Genomic DNA, 15939 nt, shown 5'->3' on the forward strand with positions numbered 1-15939 from the left:
TGGATGCTCACCCGGCGCTCGGCGCTCGCCGCGGGCGCCGTGGTGGGCCTCGGCGGGGCCGCGCCGGTCCGCGCGCCGCGCCGCGTGGTCTCGCTCAACCCCTGCCTGGACGTCATCCTGGTCCACGTGGCCGACCGCGCCCAGGTGGCGGCGATCAGCCACTATTCACACGAGCCGACCTCCTCCAGCATCGGCCCGCTCGGGGCGAGCTATCCTTTCACCTATGAGAGCGCCGAAGAGGTTCTGGCCCTGCGCCCCGACCTGGTGCTGACCGGCCGCCACTCCTCCCCCGCCACCCGCGCGGCGCTGGGGCGCCTGGGCATCCGCGCCGAACTGTTCGCCGTGCCCAACACCGTCGAAGAGAGCCTGACCCAAGTCCGTCAGGTCGCCCGCGCGGTTCATCGCCCCGAACGCGGCGAGGCGGTGATCGCCAAGGTCCGCGCCGCGCTGGCCGCCGCCGCCCCGCGTCCGGGAACGCCGCGCCTGTCGGCGATCACCTACCAGGCCGGCGGCTTCGCCACCGCCCCGGGGACGATGATGGACGAGATGATGCGCCGCTGCGGGCTCGACAACGCCGCCGCCCGCTATGGGCTCAAGCGCACCGGCAACATTCCGCTGGAGCTGCTGGTCGCCGATCCGCCCGACGTGCTGCTGGCCGGCGAGGCCGAGCCCGGCGCCCCGACCTGGGCAGACCGCGTCCTCACCCATCCCGCCCTCTCGCGGGTCGCGGGGCGCATGCACCGTGCGACCTTCCCCCAGCAGCTGACCTTCTGCGGAGGCCCAGTCCTGATCGAGACTGCGCGCATGCTGGCCAAGGCCCGCGAAGACGCCCTCGCCAAGCGGAGGGGTGCATGACCCGCCGCCGCACGACCCTTCTCGCCCTCGGCGTGCTGCTGGTGCTGCTGTCGCTGGTCAGCATGGCCGCGGGCCGGGTCTGGGTGCCGCTGTCCGACTGGCTGAACCCCGGCGATCCGCGCTGGTCGATCATCTTCGAGCTGCGGCTGCCGCGCACCATCCTGGCCATCGCCGTCGGCGCCGCGCTCGGCATGGCCGGCGCCGCCATGCAGGGCTACACCCGCAACCCGCTGGCCGACCCCGGCGCGCTCGGCGTCTCCTCGATGGGGGCGCTCGGCGCGGTGCTGACGCTCTATCTGGGCGCCGGCGCGGCCGACCCCTGGGTGATCACCGCGTTCGCCATGCTCGGCGCCCTGGTCGCGGTGTTCCTGCTGCTGGCCCTCTCTGGGCGCGCCTCCAGCATCGTCACCTTCGTGCTGGCCGGCGTGATCCTGCAGACCATGGCCGGCGCCGGCGTCGCCCTGGCGCTCAGCCTGGCGCCCAACCCCTGGGCGGTGAACGAGATCGTCAACTGGCTGATGGGGTCGCTGGCCGACCGCAGCATGCCCGAGGTACAGACCGCCCTGCCGCTGATCGCCGTCGGCTGCGGCCTGCTGCTGGCTATCGGCCGCAGCCTCGACGCCCTGACCCTGGGCGAGACCGGCGCCCGCTCGCTCGGCGTCAACATGGTCGCCGTGCGCTGGATGCTGGCGCTGGGCGTCGCGCTCACCGCCGGGGCCAGCGTGGCGGTCACCGGCGTCATCGGCTTCGTCGGCCTGATCGTGCCGCACCTGCTGCGGCCGCTGGTCGGCGCCCAGCCCGGCGGCCTGCTCGGGCCCAGCGCCCTGGGCGGCGCGGTGCTGGTGCTGGCCGCCGACATCGCCGTGCGCCTGACCCCTGCCGCCGGCGAGGTGAAGCTCGGCGTCGCCATGGCCGTGCTGGGCGGGCCGTTCTTCTTCGCCCTGCTGCTCTCCCTGCGCCGGAGGATCGCATGAGCCGCCTGCACGCCCAGGACGTCCGCGTCCGCCTCGGCGGCAAGCCGGTGGTGGACGGCGTCACCGCGGCCTTCGAGAGCGGCACGGTCACCGCCATCCTCGGGCCCAACGGCGCCGGCAAGTCGACGCTGCTGGCCTGCCTGGCGGGGCTGCGCAGGCCCCAGTCCGGCCGCGTCGATCTCGACCGCGACGACGTGCTGGCCATGGCCCCGCGCGCCCGCGCCCGCCGCGTCGGCGTCCTGCCCCAGACCCAGGAGGTCGCCTGGGCCGTCGAGGCGCGGATCCTGGTCGGGCTCGGCCGCACGCCCTTCATCGGCTCCAGCGGCCTCTCGATCGAGGACGCCGCCGCGATCGACCGCGCCATGGCCGCCGCCGGGGTGGTCGAACTGGGCGACCGCGACGTCACGACCTTGTCCGGCGGCGAGCGCGGCCGTGTGCTGATCGCCCGCGCCCTGGCCGGCGAGCCTGAGTGGCTGCTGGCCGACGAGCCGCTGACCGGCCTCGATCCCGGCCACCAGCTCGACGCCGGCGAGCTCTTCCGCACCCTGGCGCACGACCAGGGCAAGGGCGTCATCGTCACCCTGCACGACCTCTCGCTGGCCGCGCGCATCGCCGACCGCATCATCGTCATGGCGGCGGGCAAGGTGCTGGCCGACGGCCCGCCGGCCGAGGCCTTGTCGCCCGAAGTCATGGCGCGCGCCTACGGCGTCCGCGCCCGGGTGATCCAGGGCGAGGGCGGTCCGCTGATCGAGATCGTCGGGCGTGGCGGCTGATCCCTGGGTCGTGCTCGCCGCCGCGGCGGTGGAGGGCGCCTTCGGCTATCCGGCCCGGCTGCGCGTTCCCCACCCGGTCGTCTGGATCGGCGCCAGCCTGCGCCGGCTTGAAGCCGCGCTCAATCACGGCGGCGATCTGCGCCGGCGTCTGGCCGGCGTGCTGACCCTGCTGCTGGTCGTCGGGCTGGCTGGCGGCGCCGGCCACCTGCTCGACAGCTTCCTGCAAGGCTGGGCGCTGATCCTGACGATAGGCCTCGGCTCTCTCGGCCTCGCCGCCCGCAGCCTCTACGACCACGTCGCCGCCGTATCGAAGGCCCTGGACGCCGGCGACCTCCCCGCCGCCCGCGCCGCCGTCGCCATGATCGTCGGCCGCGACACCGCCGCGCTGGACGCCGACGGCGTCGCCTCGGCCGCCCTCGAAAGCCTGGCCGAGAGCTTCAACGACGGCGTCGTCGCCCCGCTGCTCTGGTTCCTGACCTTCGGCCTCGCCGGGCTCTTCGCCTACAAGGCCGTCAATACCGCCGACAGCATGATCGGCCACCGCGAGGAGCCCTATCGCTGCTTCGGCTGGGCCGCCGCGCGCACCGACGACCTGATGAACCTGATCCCCGCCCGCCTGGCTGGCGCGCTGATCGCCCTGGTCGCCGGCCGCGGTTGGCGTGTCATGCTGCGCGACGCCCGCAATCACGCCTCGCCCAACTCCGGCTGGCCGGAGGCGGCGATGGCCGGCGCGCTTGGTGTGCAGCTCGGGGGCCCGGCCAGCTATGACGGCGTCGCGCACGACCGCCCGACATTCGGCGAGGGCCCGCGCCCGACGCCCCTGGACCTGGGGCGGGGGCTTGGGCTCTATCTGCGCGCCTGCGCGGCGCTGGCCGCCGCGCTCGCCCTTGGAGGACTGCTGTGGCCGCGTTGATGATCCAGGGATGCGGCTCGGACGTCGGCAAGTCGGTGCTGGTCGCGGGCCTGTGCCGGGTGTTCGCCAACCAGGGCCTGCGCGTGCGGCCGTTCAAGCCGCAGAACATGTCGAACAACGCCGCGGTCACCATCGACGGCGGCGAGATCGGCCGCGCCCAGGCGCTGCAGGCCATCGCCTGCCGCACGCCCGCCACCGTCGACATGAACCCGGTGCTGCTCAAGCCCCAGAGCGACGTCGGCGCCCAGCTCGTCGTCCGCGGCCTGATGGCCGGAACCTGGCAGGCGCGCGGCTATCAGGAGCGCAAGGCCGCCCTGCTGGACGTGGTGCTGGAGAGCTTCGCAAACCTTCAGGCGCAGAGCGACCTGGTCATCGTCGAAGGCGCTGGCAGCCCGGCCGAGACCAACCTGCGGGCCGGCGACATCGCCAACATGGGCTTCGCCCGCGCCGCCCAGGTCCCGGTGGTGCTGGTCGGCGACATCGACCGCGGTCACGTCATCGCCGCCCTGGTCGGCGCCCATACGGTGCTGGAGCAGGAAGATCGCGACATGATCGCCGGCTTCCTGATCAACAAGTTCCGCGGCGATCCCAGCCTGTTCGATGGCGGCCGCGCCGAGATCGTCTCCCGCACCGGCTGGGCGGACCTGGGCATGGCGCCCTGGCTCGCCGCCGCTCGCCGCCTGCCGGCCGAGGACGCCGTGGTTCTGGACCGGGCGCGAACCGGGCCGGGCCGCAAGGTCCGGATCGTCGCACCGATGTTCTCGCGCATCGCCAATTTCGACGACTTCGATCCGCTGCGGGCCGAGCCGGACGTCGAGTTCGGCTTCGTGCCGCCCGGCTCGCCGCTGCCGGGCGACGCCGATCTCGTGATCCTGCCGGGCACCAAGGCCACAATCGCCGACCTGGCCTTCTTGCGCGCGCAGGGCTGGGACATCGACCTCGCCGCCCACGTCCGGCGCGGCGGCCGGGTCCTGGGGATCTGCGGCGGGTTCCAGATGCTGGGACGCAGCATCTCCGACCCCGACGGGGTCGAGGGGCCGCCCGGCGAGGCCACGGGCCTCGGCCTGCTCGACGTCGAGACCGTGCTGACGGGCGACAAGGTCCTGCGCTCCGCCGCTGGCCGCCTGGCCTCGGGCGCACCGTTCACCGGTTACGAGATCCACGTCGGCCGCACCACGGGCCCGGCGCTCCAGCGCCCGATGCTGATCGGCGAGGATGGGGCGGGGGAGGGCGCGCAGTCGGCCGACGGACGCATCGCCGGCGCCTACGTCCATGGCCTGTTCGACCGGGCCGAGGCGCGCGCCGCGCTGCTGGCGCCGCTGGGCGCGGCCTCCGATGGTCTCGACCAGACCGCCCGGGTGGACGCGGCCCTGGACGAGATCGCGGCCGTGCTGCAGTCGTCCTTCGACATTCCCCGTCTGGCGGCCATCGCCGGCCTGGAGCTTCGCAAATGAACCCCGTCCTTCCCCTCGACCGCAGCCAGGAGGCCGCTTTCCGCGCGATCGTCGACGGCAAGGCCAAGCCGCCCGGCGCGTTGGGCAAGGTCGAGGATCTCGCCGTCCGTCTGGCGCTCATAGCCGGCCGCCCCGACCCGCGCTTCGACAAGGCGCTGCTGCTGGTGTTCGCCGGCGATCACGGCCTCAATCAGTCCGGGGTCTCGGCCTATCCGTCGGCGGTGACCACGGCGATGGTCGCCACCCTGCTGGCCGGCAAGGCCAGCGCCAACGCCTTCGCCGGCGCGGTCGGCGCCCAGGTCATGGTCGTCGACGCCGGGGTCGACGCCGATCTCGCGCCGCATCCGGACCTGATCGACGCCAAGGTCCGCAAGGGTACGCGCAACGCCGAGCACGGCCCGGCGCTGACGCCCGACGAGGTCGAGCGCGCCCTGGCGCGCGGCGCCGCCATCGCCCGCAACGCGGTCGAGGCGGACGGCGTGCAGGTGCTTGCGGTCGGGGAGATGGGCATCGGCAACAGCGCCAGCGCCGCCCTGATCCTGCATCGCCTGGCCCCCGCGCCGCTGGCCGACTGCATCGGCCTGGGCGCCGGGCATGACGCCGAGGGCCTTGCCCGCAAGCATTCAGTGCTTGGCCGGGCGGCGGCCCGCAGCGACGTTACGGCCCCCCGCGAGGTTTTGGCCCAGTTCGGCGGGCTGGAGATCATCGCCATGGCCGGCGCCATCCTTGGCGCCGCCGCCGCTCGGACGCCGGTGCTGATCGACGGCTTCATCGCCTCCACTGCGGCCCTGGCCGCCATCCGACTCGAGCCGGCCTGCGCCGACTACTGCATCTTCACCCACCGCTCGGCCGAGAAGGGCCACGCCATCGTGCTGGCGGCGGCCGACGCCGACCCGCTGCTCGACCTCTCCATGCGCCTGGGCGAGGGGACCGGCGCGCTGCTGGCGCTGCCCATGGTCCGCGCCGCCGCCGCGATGCTGCGCGAGGTCGCCAGTCTCGACGACGTGCTGGCCGGACGCCTGTGAGCTTCGCCTGGCGTCAGCTTCAGCTGTTGCTCTGCGCGGTGCAGTTCCTGACCCGCGTGCCGACGCCCGCCTTGCCCGGCTTCGAGCTCGACTGGATTTCGCGCAGCGCCCGATACTTCCCGCTCATCGGCCTGATGGTCGGCGGCGCCTGTGCGGCGGTGTTCTGGGGCGCTTCGCAGCTCTGGAGCGGCGCGCTGCCCGCCCTGCTCGCCATCGCCGTCGGCGTCCTGCTGACCGGCGCCTTCCACGAGGACGGTCTGGCCGACACCGCCGACGGCCTGGGCGGCGGCTCAACGCCCGAGCGCCGGCTGGAGATCATGAAGGACAGCCGCATCGGGACCTATGGTGCGCTCGGCCTTGGCCTGGTGCTGGCGATCAAGATCGCGGCGCTGGCGACCCTGCCCGCCGGGCTGGGCGCCTGGACCCTCGTCGCGGCCCACGCCGGGGGGCGCGGCGCGGCGGTTCTGACCATGCGCGCGCTTGCCTATGTCCGCGACGTCGACGGCGGCAAGTGGAAGCCCGCGCCCTCTGATCTGGGCTTCTGGGAGGTGCTGACCGCCCTGACCTTCGCCGCTCTGCCGCTGGCCCTCTCGCCGTCAGGCGTGGTGTTCCAGGCGCTGGCGGGCGGCGCGCTGCTGGCCTTGATCCTGGCCCTGGCCGCTCGCCGGCTGCTCGGCGGCTACACCGGCGATGTGCTCGGCGCGATCGAGCAGGTGTTCGAGCTGGGCTTCACTCTGGGCGTCGCCGCCGCCCTGGCCTGGTCGGTCCGGCCGGTTTCCGAACCCTGAGAATCGGGTTCAAACTCCACGACCTAGGCGGGAACTATTCAGCTTTCGCCGTAAGTGTACGCCGCATATTGTTTGATTCTCCGAGATGACTGCCGCCGCGAGGGAAACTTCGTGAGCAACGGTAGATATAATTGATCTCGGAGCGAGGAGACGTGAGACGTCGAGCGAGCGAATGACGGACGACGATCACGACGAAGTCCGGGCGGAGATGCGTCACCGGGCTGCCAATACCTTCCAACTCATTTCGGCTCTGGCCCGTATGCGTGGGCAGAGAACGTCTGAACCTGAGGCCCGCCGCCAGCTGATCTGGATCGCCGAGGCGATCGGTGCGGTTGGCGCGCTTGAGCGCCACCGCTGCGAGGGCGGCATCAATTTCCAGGACTATCTGCTCGAAATGGCGCCGATCTGGCGGCGGCGTCAGGCGGCCAGTCCAACCGAAGTGGTCGTCGCTATGGAGCCGATCATCGCGCCCGACCAGGCGGCCTCGACCCTGGCCCTGATCGTCCATGAACTGGTCGCCAACGCCCTGGCCCATGCGTACCCGGAAGACGCTCCCGGCCAGGTCGAGGTGCGCCTGTCCAGGCTTCCGGGCGAGGCCCGCTACGAGCTTCTGGTGATGGATCACGGCCGCGGGTTCGATCCTGCCGCGCCCAGCGGTCGCGAGCGCTTCGGGCTGTGGTTCGTGCGCAGCCTGGCCGCCCAGGTGCGCGGCGATCTCAAGCTGGAGACCCGGGCCGGGGTGACGGCGCGGCTGGCTTTCACGCTCTAGGCGCGTGCGCCGTCCGGCGTGGGCGGCGACGGAAGCAGGCGTTCGTAGTTGCGCCGGATCACGTCGTAGCACTCGCAAGCCGCTTGGCTCAGGCCCTCGCGATCGACGATGTCGACGATGCCGCGCCGATAGCGGATCAGCCCCTTGTCCTGCAGCACCCGCGCCACGGCGGTGACGGTCGTGCGTTGCACGCCCAGCATATCGGCCAGGAATTCCTGCGTCAGGGCCACGGAGTCCGTCGAGATCCGGTCGTGGCAGGTCAGCAGCCAGCGGCAGAACCGCGCCTCGACCGAATGCAGGGCGTTGCACGCCGCCGACTGCGTGGTGTGTCCCAGCAGCGCCTCGGCGTGGCGGTCGACCATGTCCCGGATGCGCGGGCTCTTCAGCCAGGCGTCGTGCAACTGGCTCGATCCGATGCGCGAGCACCGGCAGGGCGTCTGCACGATGGCGCGCGAGAGCGAGTGCCGCGGCGCGACGGCCGAGGACAGCCCGACAGCGCCTTCTCGTCCGATGGTGGCGCTCTCGATGGCTGCGCCGTTCTCCATCAAGGTCATCATCGAGACCACGCCGTCGTGCGGAAAGTAGACCACGTCTACCCGGTCGCCGGGCTCGTACAGGAGTCGGGCGCGCTCAAGGTCCATATGGGTCAGGTGCGGCGCCATCAGACCAAAATCCTCCGGCGGCAGTGCGGCGAGTAAGCGATTTTGCACTGAACTCGGAGACCTTCGTGGGGGAGAATCAAGCGTCGCCTTAAGGCTTGGCGTTAACCTAGTCTGACGCAGCGTTGATGACTGTCGTGAACACGACACAACTTCCCGACGGCGTAGCGAAAATAAAACTACGGAGTGATCAGCCACACGAGAACTGGCGAATATCGACCGCCGTTCTCGGAAATCTCAGATTGAACCGAAGTATACCTGCGCCCGCGGCTGTACAGGGCTCAATGGAAGTGCAGGTTCGCCCGTCCGCCCAGGTGCGGCTCGTGCTTCCTGGCGTTCGCCATGGCGATTTCCCAAGCGAAGGTCACCGGGCCGGCCTGCGAGCACCAGACCTCTGCATCGCGGCAGTCCATGCTGATCAAGGTCAGCTGCGGATCGTCCTTGCCCTGCGGATACCAGGCCGCGACGACCGCGTTCCAGTACTTGGCGATGCGCGCCACATCGTGCTGCAGCGTCAGTTCGCCGGTGATGCAGGCCTGCACTTCTCTTTGCTGGAAGACGAACAGCCCGGCGCGCCGCTGGCCGATCTGGCTGGCCAGCTCGGTGTTCGCGCGCGTGAAGAACCACAGTCGCTCTCCGTCGCGTTCGACGAATGCTGTCATGGGCTGCAGGGCGGTGTCGCCGGCCAGACCCAGCATTCCAGTCTGGTGGCGTTCGATGTCTTCCCAAAGCTTCCGCTCGACGGCGGCGCGGTCGTTCATGTCGATGCTCATGACGTTTCCTCGCTGACGGACCTTCACATGAACCCCAAAGCAAAGCCGAGGTTCCGGGACGAAGCGTCGCTTTCCCTCGCGTCATGCTTCCCAGGGAGCATGTGCATGGGCCATGATGAGCTCATTCTTTCGACTGCCGATTCAAAGTTGAGATCATTTCGATGAGCGAGATCGTCGTTCCCCGCCAATTTCGGGGACCTCCCTTCACGGCCAATGGCGGCTACATCTGCGGCGTGCTCTCCAACGCGGTCGGTGGCCGCGGCGTGGCGATGCTGCGTGCCGGCGTGCCCCTCGACACTGCGGTGACGCTGCAGCCCGGCGAGGGCGATGGCGTCCTGCTGGTCAACGCCGAAGGCGCGGTGCTGGGTTCGGCCCGCCCGGCCGAGGACAGCCAGATTCCCAATCCGCCGCCTGCGCCGCCCAGCATCGAGGAGGCCAAGGCCTTCGGTGCGGCCTCGCCGTTCGCCGAGCGCTCGCTGCACCGGGGCTGCTTCTCCTGCTGCATCGAGCGGGAAGCCGGTGAGGGCCTGGGCGTCTATGTCGGTCAGATCGACGGCGCGCCGGTCGGTCACTGCGCCGGCGTCTGGACGCCGCACGCCAACTTCGCCGACGCCGACGGGACCATTCCCGACGAAGTCACCTGGGGCGCGCTCGACTGCTCCGGCTCGATGGCCTGGTGGATCAAGGCCGGCTCGCCGGTTGGTCTGCTCGGCACCATGGCCGGCGAGGTCCTGCGCAAGCCGAAGGCGGGCGAGACCTATGTCGTCGTCGCCTGGGCGCGCGAGGTCGAGGGCCGCAAGCACTTCGCCGGCGTCGCGCTGTTCGACGGCGCGGGCGAGGTGATGGCGCGTTCGGGCCAGATCTGGATCGGCCGCCCGCCGGGCGCTCCGATGCCGATGCCGCTGGGCGCGACCCAACAAGCCTAGAGACGGTTCGGCGCCGCCAGCGCGTCGATCATGTTCAATATCGTCCTCGCCGGAAATTCGGCGGGGCAGGACGGGTTCGGCCGCTGGTCGGACCCGTTTGGCTGTGTGTCTTCACGACGACGATGAAGGCGCTCAGCGAACAAAGTTCACGGAACATACGTATATTTCACCATTTGATAACCATGAGAGCGCAGCCTTCCCCCACGTCGCGATTAGAAAGATCGTCCGATGTTCAAGGTGGAGTTTCATTTTCTGGGTGAAGGTCTCTGGAGCCGCGCCGCGCCGATGACGCAATTGGCGGCGGCGCATCTGGCCAAGACCATGCAGGAACTCGGCTTCGCAGACGAAGCCAGGGTCGTACCCAGTCGCCCCCTCGATGGCCGTGAAGAAGGCCGAACGTTCGACGTCCGCGTCTAACCGCCCGGCAGGCAGGCGGAAGCGGCGTTGCAATTGTTGATTGTGCCTTGAAGGGGCCCGCCGTCGATCCTACGACGCGGTGTCTGGGGGATTTACCGTGTCGCGTGATCGAACTTTCCGCAGCCTCGAGTATCTGAAGAAGAGCGCTGCGACCTCCCGGGTCCTGAACCTCTGGCAAATATCCCTCCGTGAGGGGAGCAAGCCCGACCACCAGGAAAACCCCTTCTTCCGCAACTCGCTGCTGAACCGCAGCATGATCCTCAAACACCGCGTCCGCGGCAGCGAGGCTGACCTCTTCGACTATCCGGTTCAGACCGCGACCAAGATCCTGCTGCCGATCGCCGAGCGCGAGCTGCGCTACGGGGCGCGGTTCCTGTTCGTCGGCCAGCGCGACTTCGAGGAGGTCGCCGACGCCTCCTTCGCCGAGGATCTGCGCCGCGGATCGCGAGATAGGCTGGTGCTCGACATCATCGCCGGCCTGCCCTCGCTCGATCCGTTCCTGATGCGCGAGAGCCTGAAGACCAATGGCTTCACCCCGGCGGCCTGCTACTTCAACCTCTCCGACGGCGACGTCGAGCGGATGGCCGCCTCGGCGCGGCTGGAGCTTGAGCCGCTGGTGCGGATGTCGTTCGGCGACGGCCATGCCTTCGCGGCGAAGTCGGCGACCCTGCTCTCCAAGCTGCTCTCCGACGCCAACAGCGCCGAGCTGGAGCCCTTGCGGCGGGTGATGAACATGGACGCCCAGCAGTTCCGCGAGGGCGTCTTCTGCTGGAAGGCTTTCCTCTATTACAAATGGCAGCTGCGCGACCTGCTGCCGCGCATCCGCAAGGTCGTCGACGAGATCTCGGTGATCCGCCCGGTCGGCCCGATGGAGGCCGAGGATCGGGTCTACATCACCCGCATCAAGAAGGATCTGCGCGGCTGGATCTTCTCGGCGACCGCGGCGGTGACGGAGTCGCTGGCCGCCTACGACACCGCCTACGCCGCGATGACCCAGCACAGCAATCCGGCCTCGTTCCGCGAGTTCCTGCTGCGCGCGCCGGCGATGTTCAACAGCCTGGGCGAGCGGCTCTCAGCCATCGAGCACGTCGCCAGCTTCTGGCGGTTCCGGTTCCCGGCCGGCCAGTTGCAGCGGATCGGCGTCGACGAGCTGATCGACATCTTCATGGACTTCGAGGCCAGCCTGAACACCGTCTCGGTCGAGCCGGTCCATCTTTCATAGAAAAGGCGCCCCCGGCCGAAGCCGGGAGCGCCCGCGTCCGATCTAGACGATCGAAAGCTTAGTAGGCGGCGCCGATCGCGGAGATCACGCCCTGGCCCAGCGAACCGCCGAACAGGTTGGTGGTCGAACCCAGCGACGCGCCGGCTTGGTCGCGGTCGCGCAGGGTGCCGCCGAAGGTGTAGCGCAGGCCGATCTTGAAGGTGTCGGCCTTCAGGTCGACGTCGTCCATTTCGCCATGCTCGTAGCCGCCCGTGACGCTCCACGGGGTGCCGGCGAACTGGTACTCGGCGTCGGCGCCGACATTCCACATGTCGAGGTCGCCGCCGGTGGCGTCAGCCTTGGTGTAGCCGGCCGAGCCCTGGAGCTTGAAATTGTCGGTCACGAAGTAGCGCAGCTCGGCGCGGCCGGCCCAGAAGTCCACGTCGTCCAGGTCGTCCGATTGGCCGTAGCCGACTTGACCGTACAGGGTGGTCTGCGGGGTCACGTTGAACTGGGCTTCGGCGCCCACGGCCCACAGGGTCACGTCGTCGCTCTTGTTGACGCCCAGGAAGCCGCCGGCCAGGCCGCCGTCGAAGGTCTTGTTCAGGTGGCCGGTCACGGCCCAGGTGGTGGCGTCGCCGCCGTCGGCGTCAAAGTTCGTCACCGAACCATCGACGGCGCCGCGCAGCGACGAACCGACGTCGAAGGCCACCGCGCCCTCGCCTTGGAACACGTCGGCGTCAGTGTCGCCGAGCGCGCCGGCGTCCAGTTGGGTGCGGCCGTAGTTGACGCCGGCATGGCCGACGGTTTGAGCTTGAGCGGCGCCGGTCAGCGCGAAAAAGGCGGCCGCAGCGGCCGTCGCGATCAGTTGGGTCTTCACGTTCTTGTCCCCTTTTGGGCTTGAAACACTGAGGCCCAGCTATGCCTGTCATGCCGCCGTCACAATGGTTGAACCCCTTGTATTTCACCGGTCTGCGAAGGGTGTGACCGGTCAGTCACAGTTGGCGCCGCGCCCCCTTGAAACCAGAATCCGCCGACCTATGGCCGGCGCCGAAACGGCAAGATTTGGCCTCGAACGAGCGCTTATCGGGGGTCGCTTGGAACGCCGCTTCGCCATCGGTCGGCCAGGCCGCCGACAAAAAAGCGTACGGATCGGTCGTTTGATATCGAACGATATTCGGCATGAATTTTGCGGCTTTTGTGGATGTGCGCCGGGACCTCCGGACAATTGCGGGCTTTCGCCGACCTCAGCGCGCGCCTATCTCGCTGTCATGCATTCGGAAGTGACGCCCCAGAATCTGCGCGAGCTTGTCGGCCGCTTCTATGGCCGCGCGCGCGAGGACGACCTGATCGGGCCGGTGTTCAACGGCGCCGTCGACGATTGGGACCATCACCTCGACCACATCGCCCAGTTCTGGGCCGCCGGGCTGCTGGGCGTCGGCCGCTTCACCGGCCGCCCGATGGCCGCGCACCTGCGCCAGCCGATCACCCCGCCGATGTTCGACCGCTGGCTGGCGCTGTGGAAGGAGGCGACCGACGAGACCTATGTCCCGCCGATCGCCCAGGGACTGCAGGCGAGAGCCGCCCGCATCGCCGAGAGCTTCAAGCTCGGCCTGTTCTATCGGCCGGCTCAGGACGCGCCGGCCGGCTAGTAGACCGCCGCATAGTTGCCCAGCGCATTGCCGCTGGCGTCGCCGGCCCCGCTGCCGCCGTCGACCGGAATGATCGCGCCGTTCACATAGGCCGCCTTGTCGGTGGACAGGAAGATGGCCATGTCGGCGATCTCGTCCTTCTGGCCATAGCGGCGCATAGGGTTGCGGCTGTTGACGCGGGCCTCGGCCTCCGGCGTCGGGGCCAACCGCGCCATGCCCTCGGTGTCGGCGATCGGCCCGGGCGAGATGGCGTTGACCCGCACGCCCGCCGGTCCCCATTCCAGCGCCAGGCACTTGGTCAGCATGTTGATCCCGGCCTTCGCCGCGCAGACGTGCGCCTGGTACATCGACGCGCGCTCGGCCTGGCCCGCCGTGATCGAGATCAGCGAGGCGCCCGGGCGGTTCAGGAACTCGAACGAGGCGCGCAGCACGTTGAAGGTGCCGATCAGGTCGATGTCGACGACGGTCTTGAAGCCGTTGGCGCTCATGCCCAGGGCCGGGGCCACGAAGTTGCCGGCCGCGCCCGACAGCACGATGTCGATGGGACCCAGCTCGTCATGCGTACGCTTCAGCGCCGCCTCGACCGCCGCATAGTCGCGCACGTCGGCGGCCATGCCGATGCAGGGGCCGAACGCGGCCACTTCCTTGGCGGCGGCCTCGATCTTCTCGGCGCTGCGGCTGATGAGCGCGACCTTGGCGCCGGCGGCGGCGAACCGCTTGGCGATGCCCAGGTTGATGCCGCTCGATCCGCCGGCCACAAAGGCCACCTTGCCCGCCAGTTCCTGGCCCATGTCTCTCTCCCTTGGTTTGGCGGCGAGCTTAGCCCCGCGCGGGGCGGGCGCGAAAGACTGACCCCACGGAGGGCGTCTTCCAGCCAAGCTTGTATTTCGAAAAACCGGTCCGGCGCGCCTCACGCAAGTGCTTGACGGCGCGTCGGCGCCTTGTTCATTATCAGCGATAACTTATGAGGCCGCGGCGAGCGGCCCGCTTCTAGGGTTAAGGGAACAGATGACCGCCACCGACATGATCGCCGAGCGTCCGGCTTCCACCGCCGTCGAACACTTCGACGTCCTGATCGTCGGGGCCGGGATTTCCGGCGTCGGCGCGGCCTATCATCTGCAGACCCAGCGCCCGGGAACCAGCTTCGTGGTGCTGGAGACCAAGGACACCTTCGGCGGCACCTGGGTGACCCACAAGTATCCGGGCATCCGCTCCGACAGCGACCTCTACACGTTCGGCTATCGGTTCAAGCCGTGGGTCGGCGCACCGATCGCCACCGCCGCCGAGATCCTCAGCTACATGAACGAGGTGATCGACGAGAACGATCTCGGCCGCCACATCCGCTATGGTCACAAGATCGTCGACGCCAACTGGTCCAGCGCCGACAACCTCTGGACCGTCGACGTGCTGCGCACCGACGGGACCAAGGCGCAGTTCACCACCAACTTCCTCTTCATGTGCCAGGGCTACTACAAGCACGATCAGGGCTACACGCCGCAGTGGCCCGGCATGTCCGACTTCAAGGGCCGCATCGTCCACCCGCAGACCTGGCCCGACGACATCGACCTGAAGGGCAAGCGGGTCGTCGTCATCGGCTCGGGCGCCACCGCCGCGACCCTGGTCCCGAACATCGCCGACCAGACCGAGCACGTGACGCTGCTGCAGCGCTCGCCGACCTACTTCGTGCCGGGGCGCAACGTGGACGAACTGGCCGACACCCTGCGCCAGCTCCAGATCGACGAGACCTGGGTTCACGAGATCGTCCGCCGCAAGCGGCTGTTCGACGGCGCAGCCTTCACCAAGCGCGCGGTCGAGGAGTCCGAGGCGGTCAAGGCCGAGCTGCTGGCCGGCGTACGCATGTTCCTGGGCGAGCAGTTCGACGTCGATAAGCACTTCACCCCCCGCTACCGCCCCTGGCGCCAGCGCATCGCCTTCATCCCGGACGGCGACCTCTTCCGCGGCATCGCCTCGGGCAAGGCCTCGGTCGTCACCGACGAGATCGAGCGCTTCACCGAGAACGGCATCCTGCTGAAGTCGGGCGAGGAGCTGGCCGCCGACATCGTCATCAGCGCCACGGGCTTCGACCTCAGCGTCATGGGCGACATCCCGTTCGCGGTGGACGGCAAGCCGGTCGACTGGTCGAGCACCGTCACCTATCGCGGCATGATGTTCACCGGCGTCCCGAACCTGGCCTGGGTGTTCGGCTACTTCCGCGCCTCCTGGACGCTGCGGGCCGACCTGATGGGCGACTTCGTGGCCCGCCTGCTGGCGCACATGGAGGAGAAGGGCGCCAAGAAGGTGGTCCCGGCCCTGCGCCCGGAGGACCAGGCCAGCGAACTGCTGCCCTGGATCGATCCGGAGAACTTCAACCCCGGCTACCTGATGCGCGGGCTGCACCTGATGCCCAAGAGCATCGACAAGCCCGAGTGGCGCCACACCCAGGACTACTGGAGCGAAAAGGACGAACTGCCGAAGGTCGATCTCGACGAACCAGCCCTCGTCTACGGCTGATCCGGCTGCGGCGCCTCCCCCGAGGCGCCGCCTTTCTTTGAGAGTCCGCGGGCCCCGGTCGCTTCCACATCCTGCGACAGGGCTGGCGAAAGCGCACGCTCTGCGGCACCCACCTCGACGCGCCAAATCAGGCGGCTGGCTGACTTGGCCCTGAGCCGAAGGCCGTTGCCGGGCGCTGTCGCATCGCTTGGAGGGGACGGGGCGCCAAGCGGCGCTGTCCTCAGGGTTTTCCCCGATAGGCCCTCAGGC

At 69.6% G+C, this 15939-nt stretch carries 17 protein-coding genes; 13 read left to right on the forward strand and 4 right to left on the reverse strand.

Annotated features, from left to right (window positions below; all coding sequences use genetic code 11):
* Nucleotides 1–3 precede the first annotated feature (3 nt).
* The 8 genes from ASC79_RS15655 to ASC79_RS15690 all read left to right on the forward strand — a co-directional run bounded on the left by ASC79_RS15655 (nt 4) and on the right by ASC79_RS15690 (nt 7551).
* Nucleotides 4–855 carry an ABC transporter substrate-binding protein gene (locus ASC79_RS15655; protein WP_056022506.1) on the forward strand — a complete coding sequence of 284 codons (852 nt, stop codon included), beginning with the start codon at nt 4–6 and terminating at the stop codon, nt 853–855.
* Nucleotides 852–1829 carry an iron ABC transporter permease gene (locus ASC79_RS15660; RefSeq protein WP_056022503.1) on the forward strand — a complete coding sequence of 326 codons (978 nt, stop codon included), beginning with the start codon at nt 852–854 and terminating at the stop codon, nt 1827–1829. Before ASC79_RS15655 ends, ASC79_RS15660 begins: the two co-directional genes overlap by 4 nt.
* The gene (locus ASC79_RS15665; RefSeq protein WP_056022500.1) at nt 1826–2602 is read left to right on the forward strand and encodes an ABC transporter ATP-binding protein; all 777 of its coding nucleotides are present in this window, start codon (nt 1826–1828) and stop codon (nt 2600–2602) included. The genes ASC79_RS15660 and ASC79_RS15665 overlap by 4 nt, the downstream gene beginning before the upstream one ends.
* Nucleotides 2592–3515 carry an adenosylcobinamide-phosphate synthase CbiB gene (gene cbiB, locus ASC79_RS15670; protein ID WP_056022498.1) on the forward strand — a complete coding sequence of 308 codons (924 nt, stop codon included), beginning with the start codon at nt 2592–2594 and terminating at the stop codon, nt 3513–3515. Before ASC79_RS15665 ends, cbiB begins: the two co-directional genes overlap by 11 nt.
* Nucleotides 3503–4969 (forward strand): cobyric acid synthase, encoded by a 1467-nt coding sequence (locus ASC79_RS15675; protein WP_056022495.1) that lies wholly within the window; start codon nt 3503–3505, stop codon nt 4967–4969. Before cbiB ends, ASC79_RS15675 begins: the two co-directional genes overlap by 13 nt.
* The gene (gene cobT, locus ASC79_RS15680; RefSeq protein WP_056022492.1) at nt 4966–5994 is read left to right on the forward strand and encodes a nicotinate-nucleotide--dimethylbenzimidazole phosphoribosyltransferase; all 1029 of its coding nucleotides are present in this window, start codon (nt 4966–4968) and stop codon (nt 5992–5994) included. Before ASC79_RS15675 ends, cobT begins: the two co-directional genes overlap by 4 nt.
* Nucleotides 5991–6782, forward strand: a complete 792-nt coding sequence (cobS, locus tag ASC79_RS15685) for an adenosylcobinamide-GDP ribazoletransferase (protein ID WP_056022489.1) — start codon at nt 5991–5993, stop codon at nt 6780–6782. Before cobT ends, cobS begins: the two co-directional genes overlap by 4 nt.
* Nucleotides 6783–6954: 172 nt before the next feature.
* On the forward strand, nt 6955–7551 hold the full coding sequence (locus ASC79_RS15690) for a sensor histidine kinase (RefSeq protein ID WP_056022486.1): 597 nt from the start codon (nt 6955–6957) through the stop codon (nt 7549–7551).
* Here the strand turns inward: ASC79_RS15690 and ASC79_RS15695 are convergent.
* Together ASC79_RS15695 and ASC79_RS15700 are read right to left on the reverse strand one after the other, a co-directional pair.
* A complete protein-coding gene (locus tag ASC79_RS15695) occupies nt 7548–8213 on the reverse strand; it encodes a Crp/Fnr family transcriptional regulator (protein ID WP_082532159.1) in 666 nt (221 codons plus the stop codon). The two genes, ASC79_RS15690 and ASC79_RS15695, sit on opposite strands and share 4 nt — an antisense overlap.
* 278 nt (nt 8214–8491) lie before the next feature.
* The gene (locus tag ASC79_RS15700) at nt 8492–8983 is read right to left on the reverse strand and encodes a pyridoxamine 5'-phosphate oxidase family protein (protein WP_056022481.1); all 492 of its coding nucleotides are present in this window, start codon (nt 8981–8983) and stop codon (nt 8492–8494) included.
* A gap of 161 nt (nt 8984–9144) precedes the next feature.
* Here ASC79_RS15700 and ASC79_RS15705 point away from each other — a divergent pair, with 161 nt between their 5' ends.
* The 3 genes from ASC79_RS15705 to ASC79_RS15715 all read left to right on the forward strand — a co-directional run bounded on the left by ASC79_RS15705 (nt 9145) and on the right by ASC79_RS15715 (nt 11548).
* Nucleotides 9145–9909, forward strand: a complete 765-nt coding sequence (locus ASC79_RS15705) for a hypothetical protein (RefSeq protein ID WP_056022479.1) — start codon at nt 9145–9147, stop codon at nt 9907–9909.
* A gap of 228 nt (nt 9910–10137) precedes the next feature.
* A complete protein-coding gene (locus ASC79_RS15710; RefSeq protein ID WP_056022476.1) occupies nt 10138–10326 on the forward strand; it encodes a hypothetical protein in 189 nt (62 codons plus the stop codon).
* A 97-nt stretch (nt 10327–10423) separates the two neighbouring features.
* Nucleotides 10424–11548 carry a hypothetical protein gene (locus ASC79_RS15715; protein ID WP_056022473.1) on the forward strand — a complete coding sequence of 375 codons (1125 nt, stop codon included), beginning with the start codon at nt 10424–10426 and terminating at the stop codon, nt 11546–11548.
* Nucleotides 11549–11606: 58 nt separating this feature from the next.
* On the opposite strand, the gene ASC79_RS15720 is transcribed toward ASC79_RS15715, so the two are convergent.
* Nucleotides 11607–12407, reverse strand: a complete 801-nt coding sequence (locus tag ASC79_RS15720; protein ID WP_056022470.1) for an outer membrane protein — start codon at nt 12405–12407, stop codon at nt 11607–11609.
* 391 nt (nt 12408–12798) lie between these two features.
* On the opposite strand from ASC79_RS15720, the gene ASC79_RS15725 reads away from it, so the two are divergent.
* A complete protein-coding gene (locus ASC79_RS15725) occupies nt 12799–13179 on the forward strand; it encodes a group III truncated hemoglobin (RefSeq protein WP_056022467.1) in 381 nt (126 codons plus the stop codon).
* Here the strand turns inward: ASC79_RS15725 and ASC79_RS15730 are convergent.
* The gene (locus ASC79_RS15730; protein WP_056022465.1) at nt 13176–13970 is read right to left on the reverse strand and encodes an SDR family oxidoreductase; all 795 of its coding nucleotides are present in this window, start codon (nt 13968–13970) and stop codon (nt 13176–13178) included. The two genes, ASC79_RS15725 and ASC79_RS15730, sit on opposite strands and share 4 nt — an antisense overlap.
* Nucleotides 13971–14187: 217 nt before the next feature.
* Here ASC79_RS15730 and ASC79_RS15735 point away from each other — a divergent pair, with 217 nt between their 5' ends.
* A complete protein-coding gene (locus ASC79_RS15735) occupies nt 14188–15690 on the forward strand; it encodes an NAD(P)/FAD-dependent oxidoreductase (RefSeq protein WP_056022461.1) in 1503 nt (500 codons plus the stop codon).
* The last annotated feature ends 249 nt before the right edge of the window (nt 15691–15939 follow it).

Origin of the sequence: Phenylobacterium sp. Root1290 (assembly GCF_001425305.1) — a bacterium.
Lineage (GTDB): Bacteria > Pseudomonadota > Alphaproteobacteria > Caulobacterales > Caulobacteraceae > Phenylobacterium.